Annotated in this window: 15 protein-coding genes; 8 read left to right on the forward strand and 7 right to left on the reverse strand. The window is 47.0% G+C overall.

Going from position 1 to position 14240, the window contains the following annotated elements; all coding sequences use genetic code 11:
• Nucleotides 1-293 precede the first annotated feature (293 nt).
• Complete coding sequence (locus P2G85_RS07225; protein ID WP_275863429.1) at nt 294-509, reverse strand: DUF3820 family protein; 216 nt, start codon at nt 507-509, stop codon at nt 294-296.
• Nucleotides 510-647: 138 nt separating this feature from the next.
• On the opposite strand from P2G85_RS07225, the gene P2G85_RS07230 reads away from it, so the two are divergent.
• Entirely contained in the window at nt 648-956 is a 309-nt protein-coding gene (locus tag P2G85_RS07230) for a cysteine-rich CWC family protein (protein ID WP_275863430.1), read from the forward strand.
• Between the two features lie 169 nt (nt 957-1125).
• Here P2G85_RS07230 and P2G85_RS07235 read toward each other — a convergent pair whose 3' ends face one another.
• Nucleotides 1126-2805 carry an amidohydrolase gene (locus P2G85_RS07235; protein ID WP_275863431.1) on the reverse strand — a complete coding sequence of 560 codons (1680 nt, stop codon included), beginning with the start codon at nt 2803-2805 and terminating at the stop codon, nt 1126-1128.
• Between the two features lie 110 nt (nt 2806-2915).
• Between P2G85_RS07235 and P2G85_RS07240 the strand changes: the two genes are divergently transcribed.
• Nucleotides 2916-3806, forward strand: a complete 891-nt coding sequence (locus tag P2G85_RS07240; RefSeq protein ID WP_275863432.1) for a LysR family transcriptional regulator — start codon at nt 2916-2918, stop codon at nt 3804-3806.
• A 121-nt stretch (nt 3807-3927) separates the two neighbouring features.
• On the opposite strand, the gene P2G85_RS07245 is transcribed toward P2G85_RS07240, so the two are convergent.
• The 3 genes from P2G85_RS07245 to phhA form a co-directional block, all read right to left on the reverse strand.
• Nucleotides 3928-4275 carry a HopJ type III effector protein gene (locus P2G85_RS07245; RefSeq protein ID WP_275863433.1) on the reverse strand — a complete coding sequence of 116 codons (348 nt, stop codon included), beginning with the start codon at nt 4273-4275 and terminating at the stop codon, nt 3928-3930.
• Nucleotides 4276-4629: 354 nt separating this feature from the next.
• A complete protein-coding gene (locus P2G85_RS07250) occupies nt 4630-4968 on the reverse strand; it encodes a 4a-hydroxytetrahydrobiopterin dehydratase (protein WP_275863434.1) in 339 nt (112 codons plus the stop codon).
• Nucleotides 4958-5752, reverse strand: a complete 795-nt coding sequence (gene phhA / locus P2G85_RS07255) for a phenylalanine 4-monooxygenase (RefSeq protein ID WP_275863435.1) — start codon at nt 5750-5752, stop codon at nt 4958-4960. Before phhA ends, P2G85_RS07250 begins: the two co-directional genes overlap by 11 nt.
• Before the next feature lie 221 nt (nt 5753-5973).
• On the opposite strand from phhA, the gene P2G85_RS07260 reads away from it, so the two are divergent.
• Entirely contained in the window at nt 5974-7962 is a 1989-nt protein-coding gene (locus tag P2G85_RS07260; protein WP_275863436.1) for an acetoacetate--CoA ligase, read from the forward strand.
• Nucleotides 7963-8020: 58 nt separating this feature from the next.
• On the opposite strand, the gene P2G85_RS07265 is transcribed toward P2G85_RS07260, so the two are convergent.
• A complete protein-coding gene (locus P2G85_RS07265) occupies nt 8021-8596 on the reverse strand; it encodes a class I SAM-dependent methyltransferase (protein WP_275863437.1) in 576 nt (191 codons plus the stop codon).
• A gap of 172 nt (nt 8597-8768) precedes the next feature.
• Here P2G85_RS07265 and P2G85_RS07270 point away from each other — a divergent pair, with 172 nt between their 5' ends.
• A complete protein-coding gene (locus tag P2G85_RS07270) occupies nt 8769-9647 on the forward strand; it encodes a LysR family transcriptional regulator (protein WP_275863438.1) in 879 nt (292 codons plus the stop codon).
• A 175-nt stretch (nt 9648-9822) separates the two neighbouring features.
• Nucleotides 9823-10716 (forward strand): cation diffusion facilitator family transporter, encoded by an 894-nt coding sequence (locus tag P2G85_RS07275; protein ID WP_275863439.1) that lies wholly within the window; start codon nt 9823-9825, stop codon nt 10714-10716.
• 99 nt (nt 10717-10815) lie between these two features.
• Here P2G85_RS07275 and yddG read toward each other — a convergent pair whose 3' ends face one another.
• Complete coding sequence (gene yddG, locus P2G85_RS07280) at nt 10816-11718, reverse strand: aromatic amino acid DMT transporter YddG (RefSeq protein WP_275863440.1); 903 nt, start codon at nt 11716-11718, stop codon at nt 10816-10818.
• A 130-nt stretch (nt 11719-11848) separates the two neighbouring features.
• On the opposite strand from yddG, the gene P2G85_RS07285 reads away from it, so the two are divergent.
• The 3 genes from P2G85_RS07285 (at nt 11849) to yiaY (ending at nt 14127) form a co-directional block, all read left to right on the forward strand.
• Nucleotides 11849-11989 carry a hypothetical protein gene (locus P2G85_RS07285; RefSeq protein WP_275863441.1) on the forward strand — a complete coding sequence of 47 codons (141 nt, stop codon included), beginning with the start codon at nt 11849-11851 and terminating at the stop codon, nt 11987-11989.
• 12 nt (nt 11990-12001) lie between these two features.
• Nucleotides 12002-12652: an isoprenoid biosynthesis glyoxalase ElbB gene (elbB, locus tag P2G85_RS07290; RefSeq protein WP_275863442.1), complete on the forward strand. Its 651-nt coding sequence runs from the start codon at nt 12002-12004 to the stop codon at nt 12650-12652.
• Between the two features lie 326 nt (nt 12653-12978).
• A complete protein-coding gene (gene yiaY / locus P2G85_RS07295; RefSeq protein ID WP_275863443.1) occupies nt 12979-14127 on the forward strand; it encodes an L-threonine dehydrogenase in 1149 nt (382 codons plus the stop codon).
• Nucleotides 14128-14240 lie beyond the last annotated feature (113 nt).

A 14240-nucleotide genomic window follows, 5' to 3' on the forward strand; every position in this document is an offset into this window, starting at 1 on the left:
ATATGCAAAATCTTGATATCCAAACTAGCTTAAATCTTTGTTCTAGTGCAAGCCCAAGGCTCAAGCATTGATATCAGTAACCACAATAGTCATGTGAACGCTCACATTATTCTAAGGTAGGGGAAACACACATCAACGGGATGTGAATAAGCTTTGGGTTTAACTAATAAAGGCACAAAAAAGAGTCAGAACAGATTGGACTGACACCTTTATAGTCATCAATGTATTTTTAGCGCAGGCAAACCTTTAAAAGACCATCATATCGATTACAGGTCGACCATTGCTGCGAAAAATCACATTCGCTTTAAAGGTTTAACCACACTGTCCAGCCCTTCAATCTTTAATGCCAGGCAGAGCTTTAACAAATCGCCCAGTTCGCCGGAAGGCCAGCCCTTTTTATCGAACCAAAGTAAATATTCTTCCGGCAGATCGATCAAAACACGTCCCGCGTACTTGCCAAATGGCATTTGTATACGCGCTAATTTGAGTAAATTTTCTTTTTCTAACATGGTTTTTTGATTTGCAAAATTGCGCTGCGCCTAGCCTATCACCGCACCTTGGTTTAAGCCAGCATCAGGGGAAGCAAAACGCTCGCCCTTTATGCTATGGTAACCAGCAAAGAATCAACCACAACTAGTTAATGTCTCATGAAATCACCATGCCGCGCTGCGTGTAAAAACAATGCTGGGATCTGCTCTGGGTGCCACCGCACCATGGAAGAGATCGCCGAATGGAAGGATATAACCGATCATCAGCGTGATGAGATCGTCAAGCAAATCAGCGGGCATGTATCGACGCATCTGTGTGAAGAATGCGACAAGCCAATGCACTGCGATATCAGCGCGGGCAAATCTCGCTGCTGGTGTTTTGAGCTCGAACCACGTGACCTGTCCGGCTCAGGCAACGATAAGCGTTGTTTGTGTCGTAAATGTTTAGAACAAAAGCCCATAGCATAAAGCAATGAAATTAGTGGGCTTTATCTTTTTTTAAGCGGGTACTTAAAATAGTAAAGCCCCTACTCGATGGCAGGGGCTTACCAATGCCGGCAACCTGTCGAACACATTGCCTTAGCACTATGTTGTCATGAGGTACACTCCGTGTGTGCCCCACTCCATCCACAACGGTTTATTTTCTGAAAACGGTATTACCATCTTTGATGGTTTCAAGCACAGGAATGTCTTTAATCGTCATCGGATCGACTTCGATTGGGTTCTGAGCCAAAACCACTAAGTCAGCGCGTTTGCCCACTTCGATAGTCCCCTTGCTCTCTTCTTCAAAGATTTGGTACGCCGCGTTGATCGTCAGCGCTTCCAGTGCCTGGTATGGGCTGATTTTGTGCGCCTCACCCAGAGTTTCACCAGTACGTGTGGTGCGGTTTACTGCTGCCCACATGTTAGTCATCATATCCGGGAACAGAACCGGCGCGTCCATGTGGATGGTGAACGGCAGGTTGTACTCATTGGCCCAGCCTAACGGCGAGATGTTAGAAGCACGCCATGGTCCAAGCACAGACTTTTTATGGTAATCCCCCCAGAAGTAAGTATGTGCCGGGAAGAAGGAAGCCAGCATGTTGGCATCGACCATACGTTGCACCTGATCAAGACGTACTGTCTGACCATGAATGATCGTGGTACGGTGGTCACGCTCACCATATTTCTCGTTGGCTTTTTCTACCGCCTTGATCAGAAGATCGGCCGCAGCATCACCATTAGCATGGCTGATCAACGGCGCATTATGTTTGAAAGCAAGATCAACATAATGGTTCATCTCATCTTGTTGTAGCGTTGGGTAACCGTGGTAATGATAGCTATGGCTGTGAGGCACTTCCCAGTATGGCGTTGACAGGTAAGCCGTTTTACCCTGTGGCGAACCGTCACCGGTGATTTTCATCCCGGCAAACTTAAACCCATTGTAGTATTCACCGATTGGCGGCATTTCATCCAGAATATCTTCAAAATCAAGCCATTTGGTGTAGGCGAGAACGTCGATGTCTAACATATTGTTGTCAGCCAGCACTTTCATCGCGCGTATAGTATGGCCCATCGCCAGGCCTTCTTGCGCGGTGGTCACACCATAGCCGGTAAACATATCCTGAACTTTTTTGTAGTTCACCGGCAGCTCTTCAGGCGAGACACTTAAATAAGGGAACATAGCGTAGGTTGCTGACTCTTCGAGTAAACCGGTTAGCTCCCCGTTTTCATCTTTGCGGATCACACCGCCTGGAGGATTTTCTGACGCTTTGGTATAACCGATTTTTTCCAACCCTTTCGAGTTACACACTGCTAAGTGACCGGAAATATGGGTCATACAGGCGCTAAAGTCTTTGGTGACTTCGTCCAGCTCCCAGCGGGTTGGATGGCGTTTTTCCGCCAGTTCTGCATTATCGTAACCAAAAGAGAAATGCAATGTATCTTTATCCAAACCCGGCTGAGCAAAATAAGTACGTAACTCATTCTGCAAATCTGCAATTGAATCACCATTTCCCATCGGAGACGGGTACACAAAAGGAGAATTGATCACCGGCAAGTACTGAGAAAAGTGACCATGGCTGTCAATAAAGCCCGGCGTCATGGTTTTCCCAGCCAGATCGCGTACCTCTGTACGTCTGCCTTTCTCTTTCATCACCTCTTTGTTACTGCCCACGGCAATGATGTTGCCATCTTTGACCGCCACCGCCTGAACTCGGTGCTCCTCGCCGGTCATAGTGACAATGTCACCATTAATAAAAATTAAGTCGGCATTAGCCCAGGCAGCACCAGAGGCCATGGCTAAAGCGAGAGATAGGGCAGATTTACGTAATTTCATGTTGTTATCCTCATGACCAAAAATCATTTTGCCGATATCATACGAGGAACAGACCAAACAAAAAAAACACAAATGTATGGACATACCATTCATGCGTTAGAGGCACGATTATGCACACCCTTGAACAGCTAAGCAGCTTTGTCGCGGTATATGACACCGGTTCATACAGTAACGCGGCTAAAATGCTTGGAAAATCACGGGCCACGGTTCGCGAACAAGTCGTCAGCTATGAAGACAGTCTCGGCTTCGATCTTTTTGTCATAGAAGGCAAAAAACTGATTGCCACTGAAAAAGCCCAGGCGCTGTACCACCGGGCACGGCTACTGATTCGCCTGAATGATGAGTTGATCTCCTACAGCCATGCGTTTTTTGACCAGGACTTGATAAACTTAACTGTTTACCATGACACCTCTGTCCCGTCCGATATGCTGGTTTATCTGGAGGATTATCTGCGGCAACGTTTTGCGCACATATCGGTTAACTGGCTGCACCGCAACCGAGACGAAGCGCTGCAAGGCTTGATGGACAAAGAAGCTCAACTGGCATTGCTGCAAAACCGTTCGTCGATCTATCCGGAAAAAGAACTGGAGTTCATCACGCTCGGAAATTTACCAATATCCGTTTATGTGGGCGCTCATTCTCCGCTGTTGGCACAACAACGTGTCCCCAGGCGAGAAATTCAATTACATACCCAATATGTGTTTGAAAACGAAGCCAGAGCCAATAGTTTCTTTGCTAAAGCTTCGCCAAAAACCCATCACGTGAGCAATCCTGACATGCTGTGTAACCTGATTGCCCGGGACGGATGGGGGCTGATACCGGATGCGATTGCTGCCCCCTTTGTAAAACTGGGTCTGCTTAAAAAATTAGAAGTGGATACATTGACCAACTCGCCTCACATCGGCTTGTCGCTTTTCTATCGGCATGGTAATGAAGAGCAGCCCGCTGTCAGTTACCTAATCGACTGTTGTCGGACGTTTGCGAAGACATACTTAAGTTGATGGTTGACTCGGATCCATGCAACCTTAACAAATGCAGCAATGTAAGCCGTAAGCGTTGTCCGGTAGTGAGCCAATAGCCCAGGCGCTGCACTACCGGAATAACGGCCGGACTATCTGGGCCTCATTGTTTTTTCATCAATGCTGGCGTATCAAAGTCAATACCCTGCCAGCCGGTCAGGATAAAATTGCGAATGTTCTGGTGATCGGTGTTGTCTGGGTGTTGCAATACATCTTCCCGGTAAAAGCGGCCAAAGCAGGCCAGCGTCGCTTCCTGGCTGAGTTGATTTAGCTGTCCAAACGCAAATATCTTGCATGAACCGTTGTTTTCTCCCGCTTTGTTTTCAACTTTACCATTGGTAAACGCGCTGGGCGTAAACTCATAATTCTCATCAATCACCGCCATCACCGTTTCAAACTCGATATCCATAGGATTGGTGTTGAGTGCACTGAGTAGTTGTTGCAGTTCCATTTGGTTTTCTCTCCTTTAGTATTAGTGGCCACACGCTGAATGGCGAATCAGTATTATATCAAGCCTGTCTTTAAATCTTGAGCATTCGTATACTCAGACCTACAAGCATGCATAAAAACGCAGTTAGTCCGCATACCAGACATTGTTATTAACAAATAAGGGAATATCATGAACTGCCTACTGCAAGCAATAGATACGTCGATTTTAGCCTGTCGCCTCAAGCAGAAAATACTTTATCACCGTGAGTCATGAAGTCTCCGGTACCGCTTTAGTATTTCGCATCAGACTTTCAGCACTTGCGGCTACAACAAAAATGCCCAAACAGAAATTTGGGCATTTTTCGATCAAGTCATGTTATGCATTATTTGCCAACGCATCACATTTCGCTGCACAGATAAAATCATTGTGGTGTAAACCTTTGATGGAATGGCTCCACCAGGTTACAGTGACGCTGCCCCACTCCAACAAAATGGAAGGGTGGTGGAACTCTTCTTCCGCCAACTCTGCAATCTGATTACTGAATGCCCAAGCCAACTTGAAATTTTTAAACTTGTACACTTTTTCTAGCTGCGGAATACCTTCTCGCTCAATAATTTGCCAGTCAGACAATTGTAACAACAGGGCTTGCTGCTCTTCTTTCGACAGAGCGACAGCATCTAAACTACAGGCTTGGCATTTTTGTTCATTCAACATGAGCAGGTTCCTTAGGTTCAAAAAGTGGGGGTAATAATCCGGCCGCAATGGCTTGGTTAGCCTGTCCGATCAGGTTCATCTGGCTGATTTGAAATAGCTGTGACAGATCTTCTATCACATAGTATTTGGGTTGCATGATATCTATCCGATACGGCGTTCTGAGAACGGTTTGCAAGTCAAACTCGTCCCGGATCGGGCTATCACTCTCTAATGCATAAATGGTTTCACCCGGTGAAGAAAGGATCCCACCACCATAAATTTTGGTTGTGTCCCCCTCTTTGACCAACCCGAACTCAACCGTAAACCAATACAGCCGAGCCAAAAACGCACGTTGCTTCGGGGTTGCAGCTTGCCCCAACTGACCATAGTGTTCAGTGAAGGCGGCAAAATCAGGATTCGTGAGCATCGCACAGTGACCAAAAATTTCATGGAAAAAGTCCGGCTCCTGCAGGTAATCAAACTCCTCACGTGAGCGCAGAAATGTCGCCACCGGAAAGCACTTGCTGCCAAGCAGATTGAAAAACCGATCAAAATCAATCAGGGCCGGGACCGGTTCTACCTGCCAACCCGTTGTTTCTAACAGAACACGATTAATCTCTGGCAGCTGTGGCACACGATCCTGCGGTAAATTGAGCAGCTTCAATCCGTGTAAATACGCCTCGCAAGCACGATCCTGAATCACGCTCATTTGCCTGGTGATCAAGTCATGCCAAATCGCGTCCTCTTCCTGGCTCCATTCCACCAAGCCATCCTGACTAACAGGCTTTGAACGATACTGAGTCATGCGGCCTCTCCGTTAACATTTCCTTTACATCAAGCCTATCGACACTCGTTTGACCTTCCAATCCTTAAGCAAATTTTAGCCCCACCCCAAGATGTAACATTATATTTACACTTAAAGATAAGGTGCTGATTTATTGGCCTGGCTTAGCTTAAACAGTGGTTTGACTTTCTGTACATCACCACCCAGACTAGATTTGTAACTTAATTGTTAACGAGGGAGTTATGTCAAACGCAAAACAAATACTTAAAGCAGATAGACCAGTATGGCTACCCAGTCAGGAGCGAATAGAAAAAGCAAACCTGACGCAGTTTATCGAACACATCAATCATCAGGGATTTGATATCAGCGATTATCCATCCTTACATCAATGGTCTGTCACAGATGAAGAGTTATTTTGGCGAGAAGTGTGGCTGTTTTGCGATCTTATTGGCACTCAGGGTGAGCGGGTTCGCTGTTTGGGAGACAGCAAATGGCAACAATCAATGCCTAATCGTGACACCATCTGGTTTCCTGACGCGCAAATCAATTATGCCGAAAACCTGCTTAGTTTTGACTACCAGCTGGCAGAGCATCCCGCCATCAAGTTTGCTAATGAACGCGGAGAGAAAGCAACCTACACCTGGCAACAGCTGTGTGACCAGGTTTCCAGCGTGCAGCAATGGCTGATTGAGTGTGACGTCCGCCACGGTGACGTGGTTGCAGGCTATTTACCCTACCTGCCACAAACCGTCATCGCCATGCTTGCCACCACCAGCCTGGGTGCGATCTGGACATCCACCTCACCAGATTTTGGCGTCGACAGCGTAATTGAACGTTTTGGTCAGGTAAAACCCAAAGTACTGTTTACCTGTGATGGGTATACCTTTAACGGTAAGACCTTTGATATGTCAGATAAAAACCACCTGTTGTCTGATCAATTAGACGGACTCAAACATGTCTGCCAGATCAACTACCTGAAACCACAGAGCACTGGATGTGATGTCTGTACCCAGGATTGGCAAAGCTTACTCAATCAATATGAACCGCGTCCGCTGAAATTTACCCGGGTCAGTTTCAATGCCCCTCTGTTTGTGCTGTACTCATCAGGAACAACCGGCAAACCCAAATGCATCATTCATTCGGTCGGAGGAACCACGTTAAATCACTTAAAAGAACATCAACTTCACTGCAATGTGCAGCCACAGGATAATGTGTTCTATTACACGACTTGCGGCTGGATGATGTGGAACTGGCATGTTTCAGCTCTGGCTAGCGGTGCGACACTGGTGATTTACGACGGCAGTCCAGTGTACCCAAGTTACGATGTGCTGTGGCAATTGGCTAACGATAGCGATGTCAGTTTGTTCGGCACCTCAGCCAAGTACCTGGAAGCGCTCGAGCGCACAGAGTACTCACCGAAGGACCATTATCCGCTAACCAGCCTGAAGACCCTGTGTTCAACCGGGTCAGTGCTCTACCCTGAGCAGTTCGATTATGTTTATCAACACGTGAAAGACGACCTTCATCTGGCTTCAATCGCCGGTGGCACCGATATCTGTGGCTGTTTTGTCCTTGGCAACCCTATTTCTCCGGTCTATCGCGGTGAATGCCAGTACGCTGGCTTAGGGGTCAATGTCCAGGTTTACAACCCACAAGGTGAGGCGGTGATCGGTGAACGCGGTGAGTTAGTCTGTACCAACGCCCTGCCCAATTTTCCGCTCGGATTTTGGCACGATACAGGAGAGCGCTATCACCACGCTTACTGGGATAAGTTTTATAATGTGTGGCATCACGGAGACGACGTGAAGCAAAGCCCACAAGGCGGTTATACCTTTTTCGGCCGCAGCGACACCACACTTAACCCAGGCGGGGTGCGGATCGGCACGGCAGAAATTTACCAGCAAGTGAACGCGATTGACGGCATCATTGACTCGATCGCCGTCGGCAAAGCGCAGGAACGTAATGAAGTGATTTGGTTGTTTGTCCAGCTCAGCGAAGGGCAGACTCTGGATCAGGAGCTGGTAACGACAATCAAACACACCCTCAAATCATCATGCTCGCCGCGGCATGTGCCCAGTCAGATTTTTGCTATCAGTGATATTCCTAAAACTCGCTCCGGCAAGTTAGTGGAGCTGGCCGTGAAACAAGTGGTCAACGGGAAAGCAGTTGAAAACCAGAGCGCAATTGCCAATCCGGAAGTGCTACAAGAGATTAAGAACATAACCACTTAATTACTAAAAACAAAAAGCGAGCCACTGGCTCGCTTTTTTAATGAAACGTATAGAGAAATTAACGTCGACCGACACCCATAATCACCGGCATGGTCTGCCCGTCAGAGGTGACTTCAAACGCCACACTGACCTGCACGTCATTAAAGCCGGCATTCTCTAATAGCTGTGTTGACCGGGCCTCAGTAAGACCTTGCTGATCGCTATCAGCCAGCCAGTCAAAATGGACAAAGTAACCACCTTGATTCAGTAGGGAATGGGATATTTCCAGTGAGGTTTCAATGTCATTGACAAAGCCCAGCACCGAAGAGGCAACCACAAGATCAAACTGACCACGAAAAGCAGGATGCTGTGCCACCAATCCACGGGTCAATGAATCGACCACCGGTTCTACATTGACAAGTTCTTTTTTATCCAGCTCTTCAATCATGGCTTCAGACGCATCGAGTGCCACTATCTCTTTTGCCAATGGTGACAACAGCTGACTCAATAGCCCCGTTCCACATCCAAAATCCAACACTTTAATGCCATCAAGCTGAGTAAGCGGTTGTAACTGTGCAAATACCGACTGCGCAAATTGTCCTGTTGCTGGATTTGATTCCCAGTCTTTTGCTAAGCCGTCCCAATCTTGTGCCATTGTGGCCTCCATGTTCACTTCTTGTAACCCCCATAGATTACCGCAAAAACTTTAAAAGACCATAGACTTATCTGGCGATTCACGTATTTTTCCGATAATCTTTCTTCACTATGAGATCCTCTGTGCAGGTTTTCGAACATCTCGGTTTTTACAACGCAGGTTATTGCCAATCATGAACTTAGCTCAAGTAGAAGCATTTTGTACCATTGCAGAGTATGGTTCAGTATCTGAAGCGGCCCGGCAGCTTAATTGCAACCGCACCAAACTCAGTATGTCTATCAAAGCATTGGAAAAAGACCTCAATGTTGAGTTGTTTTTCAGAACCGGTAATCAGCTCAGCCTCTCTGAAGCAGGTAAAGCCATCTTTAAAGATTGTCAAAGCCTGCTGGTTACCACGAAGAGGATCAAAAAGACCTGTGCTCAGGTATCAGAAGGATTTAACGCCGAAGTCTGGATCGCACGGGATGACTCCCTGCCAGATGAGCTATGGCAAGATTTATCTCACAAGCTCAATAACCGCTACCCTTCGACTACTTTTAATATCATTCTCGCCTCCAGTGGGGACTTAGCTAACCTCGTCACCACCCAGCAAGTCGATTTTGCCTTTGGCGTAGACTATGAGCGGCGCGGTAACCCACACATCACCTACAATCCTCTCGGCAAGATTCGCATGATGTCCGTCTGTCGGGTTGATCACCCTCTTACTAAGATGCGCCGGGTTGCCGACGACGAATTACGCAATCAGATGCAAGCTTTAATGGTGTATCTCAATGAAAAGGACAACCCTGAACTACAGCCCTTTTCAACACGCTATATCGGCTTTTCCAGTTTCGACTACATGCTCAACACCATTTTAGATGAAGATGCCTGGGGCGTACTGCCGGAACCGTTGATCCGCGATTACCTTCGTCAACAAAAATTGGCCGTAATTAAACACACTTATGGTTTAACCCACGAAGACTACTGTATGTTTTCTCCAAACGGGCAAACAGAGCACCCCGCCATGACCTGGTTATCGGACAAATTGAGTGATTATTTGTTTGACTTCTAAACATTATTCAGTCAGCGTCAACAATATTGACAGCAAGCTTTAGTCATAACCTATTGAATAATAAGAAATAAAATAAAACACGGCCGTTTCAAGGTGAAATATCAGACAGTTTGTATTTGCCTATTCCGGCGAATAGGAGAACAATAAATAGGTAATTTTAACCCGAGCCTATTTTATGTGTCCCCAAACAAGCAAAAATGAAAGTCGTACTCTAACCATCTCAGCCCTGTTAGCATCCGGGTTTGCGGTCGGTGGTATTGCTCTTGGTTTGCTGGCAGGCTCGATTGTTATCGTTTTCGATGGCGTATACTCCTCTGTCAGCCTGCTGTTAACTTTATTGTCACTGGCAGCATCGCATTACATTAACCAACCATCTAAGTCTATTTTCCCGTTTGGCAAAGCCGTTCTGGAGCCGATAGTCATTGCGATTAAAGGCGCGGTTATTTTGTTGGTTGTCAGCTACTCATTGTACTCCGCCATCATCTCCCTTTTTGCCGGCGGACAAGCAGTGGAGCCTTCAATTGCCACCCTTTTTGGGGTGATTAATATCGTCGGATGTGGTTTTGCCTGGTGGTTTGTTGCCCGTCGTCGTCGTCGTTTTTCTTCAGGCTTAATTGAAGCTGAAGAGAAACAGTGGCAAATGGATACATTATTGAGCGTTGCTGTAACGGTAGGCTTCGTTGTCGCCTGGCTGGTATCACTAACCCCCTACGCACACTACGCGATCTATGCCGATCCACTGATGATGGTTTTGATGGGTTTTTACTTCCTTAAAGTACCTTTTGATATGCTGCGTGGTGCGCTACGCGAGTTGTTAATGATGACCCCAAGTAAAGAGCTGTGCCAGATCGTTAACAGTGAAGTTTCTGCCATCGAGAGAATCACAGACCAGCAACTAAAGTTGGCAGGGGTGACCAAAGTAGGTCAGGAGCTACGGGTACACGTTAATCTGCATGTTGATGAAGACATGATTGCTCTGGAAACACTGGAAGAAACGCGACGTCACCTTACCCAGCGTTTATCCAAACACCAGTACAAACTCCAGCTCAATTTAGACGTCGCATACTAAGCAATCGCGGTAAACCGAGGGGGAGCGAACATCCCCCTCTCCCTCTATCTATATATCACATAATAACGTTCGAGCTCTAAACTATAATCTCACCCTGCCTTATCCCGCTGCTTCACGCTTTTCTCTGGTCACTACCCAGCATAACAACGATCCTGTCGTCACCATGAGCACCCCCTGCCAGAACCCCTGGCTTAACGTTACTCCCAGGAGCAGCGATGAAAATAAAGCAGAGAAAACTGGGGTAAAATAGGACAAGGTCGCCAAAAACACCATGTTGCCTCCTACAATCGCAATATTCCACAGCCCATAGCCTCCCGCCATCAGCACAGCCGAGGCTGACAGGTAGCCGATACCTGCCCAGGAGAACACCATCCGGGGTTCATCAGTAAACGCATATTTCACCCACAAAGACACGGCCGTCGCGATAAAAAACAGTGTGATAGCATTGTGCTTTGACTGCTGTTTTTGCGTCAGATTGCAGTATATGGCCCAGATCACTGCACCAGTAAACGCCATTACATATACCGCTGGATTGCTCGCAAGGTTAGTGAACAACTGACGGGCAGACAATCCGTCGCCACCACTGACTGTCCAGGCAACACCAACAAAAGCGAGTAGCACGGCCGGATAAAGAATCCAATGCGGTTTTTTATTACTGCCCAGAACCGCGAATAACACGGTTAATGCCGGCCACAAGTAGTTCACAATCGAGACTTCAATCGCCTGCGACCGCGAATTTGAGTAACCCAGGGACAGAGCCAGAAAAATCTCATAGCAGACGAACATTGCCCCGCCTAACAGCAAATATTTAGGAGCAAAGTAAGAGAGTTTGGGAACACCGATAACGATCATCAACAAAACTGAACTCAGCGTATAGAGCATCGCACTCCCGCCAACCGGGCCAAAACTTTCTGTCACCAACCTTGCCATACCCAGTAAACCGCTCCATGCAAGAATAGCGATACAACCATAAAGAGTGAAACGAACTTGAACCGATTGCATTTTATCTCTGTGACCTACTGCTCATCAAAATCAAACAATCTCACAGCTTAAAGCAAAAATGATCCTCTTCAACGTAAACCGTGAGCAAAATTACTATAAAAAACCACTAAATAAGTAGATAGGAGTTGATATGAAGCATTTTCTTCCTTCGAGTGTCATGCTGACCCCGTTTGTTGTGCGCTACTATGAAGAAGACACAGAAAGTGAAGCCGTGGAACCCAAATCCACTGTCCATTCACCCGCAACAGAAGAAACGGAAGCAACAGACTAAAGGAACTCTGAAATGAAAAAAGTCGCAGTTATTTTAAGTGGTTCAGGCGTCTACGATGGCTCTGAAATTCACGAAGCCGTCTTATCCCTCTATGCAATTGAACGGGCGGGGGCAAGTTGGCACTGTTTCGCACCTAACATTGAACAACTTCATGTCATCAATCATGTCACCGGTAAAGAGATGGATGAAACCAGAAATGTCCTGGTTGAATCTGCACGCATTGCACGGGGCAATATTCAGGATGTTGCCCGCCTCAATGTCGATGAATTTGACGCGCTACTCCTGCCGGGAGGATTCGGTGCGGCCAAAAACCTCACTGACTTTGCCGTATCGGGAGCAGAGTGTTCGATCAACACCCACGTCGCCCAAGCCTGCCGTGGCTTTGCTCGTGCCAATAAACCTGCCGGTTACCTTTGTATCTCACCGGTGATCATTCCGATGATTTATGAGCATGGCGTACAAGGCACAATTGGCCATGACGAAGCAACCGCAGCAGCATTCAACCAACTTGGGGGAGAGCACGTGAATTGCCAGGTTGATGAGATCCACTTCGACGAAACCCACAAAGTGCTGTCAACTCCTGCTTATATGCTGGCGGAGAACATCTCACAAGCCGCTTCTGGCATCGACAAGCTGGTACAAAAACTCATCGATATCGCCTGATTTTACTAATTTACTATTACTCACATTATCCCCATTGATTTTTAATCAGTGGGGATTTTTATTTTTTTAAGCAACTAAGTGCACCTTCATCTTTAAGTGCCTGTTTTACTTAATCGTTTGCCTAATAAAACCGGTATCATATGCAACGAAAATTAACTGATACACCAAATTTGTGTGCAACAGGATCCTGTTCACACATCCACTGAAAGGTAAGACCAGTACTTTAAGGAAATTGTCTCAGATCAAATTCTGTCAACGTCAGCATGTGCCAAATTATTTGCAGAAAACACATAACAACTAAATACTAACTATGGAGCAATCCTGATATGACAAGTGCTTTTTTTATCCCTACAGTAAACCTGATGGGTGCTGGCTGCCTGAAAGACGCAACGGACAACATCCAATCACAAGGCTTTAAAAAAGGTTTGATTGTAACGGATAAAATTCTTAACCAAATCGGCGTAGTAAAACAGGTTCAGGATCTTTTAACCGAGCGTGGTGTCGCCACCGTCGTTTTCGATGGTACCCAGCCTAACCCGACCATCAACAACGTAAATCAAGGTTTAGCGCTGTTAAAAGACAACCAGTGTGACTTTGTCATTTCTCTTGGCGGCGGATCACCACATGACTGTGCAAAAGGCATCGCCCTTGTCGCAGCCAACGGCGGTGAAATCGCTGACTATGAAGGGGTTGATCAGTCAGCGAAGCCAATGTTACCTCTGATCGCAATCAATACCACTGCCGGAACGGCGTCTGAAATGACCCGCTTCTGCATCATTACCGATGAAGAGCGCCACATCAAAATGGCGATTGTGGATAAACACACCACACCATTAATCTCAGTCAACGACCCTGAGCTGATGCTGGCCAAACCAGCGTCACTGACGGCAGCAACTGGTATGGATGCACTAACTCATGCCATTGAAGCCTACGTGTCTATCGCAGCAACGCCTGTCACCGATGCGGTGGCGATTAAAGCAATCGAGCTGATCCAGGCACACCTTCGCACCGCAGTAAGCAACGGTGAGGATCTGGAAGCACGTGAACAAATGGCCTACGCCCAGTTCATGGCGGGAATGGCATTCAATAATGCCTCTCTGGGTTATGTTCACGCCATGGCACACCAGCTAGGTGGTTTCTACGATCTGCCACACGGCGTATGTAACGCAATCCTTCTTCCTCATGTTCAGCGCTACAACGCACAAGTCTGCCCAGAGCGTCTGCGTGATGTGGCAAAAGCCATGGGCGTTGATGTAGAAGGTATGACTGCAGAACAAGGCGCCGAAGCTGCCATAGATGCCATTGTTTCGCTGGCAAAAGATGTCGGTATTCCAGCGGGTATCCAGCAATTGGGCGCGAAAGCAGAAGATATCCCGACACTGGCAGACAATGCCCTTAAAGATGCCTGTGGCTTTACTAACCCGAAACAGGCAACACACGAAGAGATCTCGGCGATCTTTACAGCCGCAATGTAACAACGCGGCAAACATCACTCCAATCCCCGGCCCGGTGCCGGGGATTGTTATATTTACCCCCTCGCACCTGACACATTGGTCATTTTGGTGTTAGCTTGTTAGATAAGTACGCT

Source organism: Vibrio sp. CAU 1672, assembly GCF_029223195.1.
Taxonomy (GTDB): Bacteria; Pseudomonadota; Gammaproteobacteria; order Enterobacterales; family Vibrionaceae; genus Vibrio.

Coding starts and splice junctions, on each gene's coding strand:
- P2G85_RS07275 (WP_275863439.1), top strand. CDS start 9,823: ATGTGTCCCCAAACAAGCAAAAATGAAAGTCGTACTCTAACCATCTCA.
- P2G85_RS07230 (WP_275863430.1), top strand. CDS start 648: ATGAAATCACCATGCCGCGCTGCGTGTAAAAACAATGCTGGGATCTGC.
- P2G85_RS07235 (WP_275863431.1), bottom strand. CDS start 2,805: ATGAAATTACGTAAATCTGCCCTATCTCTCGCTTTAGCCATGGCCTCT.
- P2G85_RS07240 (WP_275863432.1), top strand. CDS start 2,916: ATGCACACCCTTGAACAGCTAAGCAGCTTTGTCGCGGTATATGACACC.
- P2G85_RS07250 (WP_275863434.1), bottom strand. CDS start 4,968: ATGTTGAATGAACAAAAATGCCAAGCCTGTAGTTTAGATGCTGTCGCT.
- P2G85_RS07285 (WP_275863441.1), top strand. CDS start 11,849: ATGAAGCATTTTCTTCCTTCGAGTGTCATGCTGACCCCGTTTGTTGTG.
- P2G85_RS07225 (WP_275863429.1), bottom strand. CDS start 509: ATGTTAGAAAAAGAAAATTTACTCAAATTAGCGCGTATACAAATGCCA.
- yddG (WP_275863440.1), bottom strand. CDS start 11,718: ATGCAATCGGTTCAAGTTCGTTTCACTCTTTATGGTTGTATCGCTATT.
- P2G85_RS07245 (WP_275863433.1), bottom strand. CDS start 4,275: ATGGAACTGCAACAACTACTCAGTGCACTCAACACCAATCCTATGGAT.
- phhA (WP_275863435.1), bottom strand. CDS start 5,752: ATGACTCAGTATCGTTCAAAGCCTGTTAGTCAGGATGGCTTGGTGGAA.
- elbB (WP_275863442.1), top strand. CDS start 12,002: ATGAAAAAAGTCGCAGTTATTTTAAGTGGTTCAGGCGTCTACGATGGC.
- P2G85_RS07270 (WP_275863438.1), top strand. CDS start 8,769: ATGAACTTAGCTCAAGTAGAAGCATTTTGTACCATTGCAGAGTATGGT.
- P2G85_RS07260 (WP_275863436.1), top strand. CDS start 5,974: ATGTCAAACGCAAAACAAATACTTAAAGCAGATAGACCAGTATGGCTA.
- P2G85_RS07265 (WP_275863437.1), bottom strand. CDS start 8,596: ATGGCACAAGATTGGGACGGCTTAGCAAAAGACTGGGAATCAAATCCA.
- yiaY (WP_275863443.1), top strand. CDS start 12,979: ATGACAAGTGCTTTTTTTATCCCTACAGTAAACCTGATGGGTGCTGGC.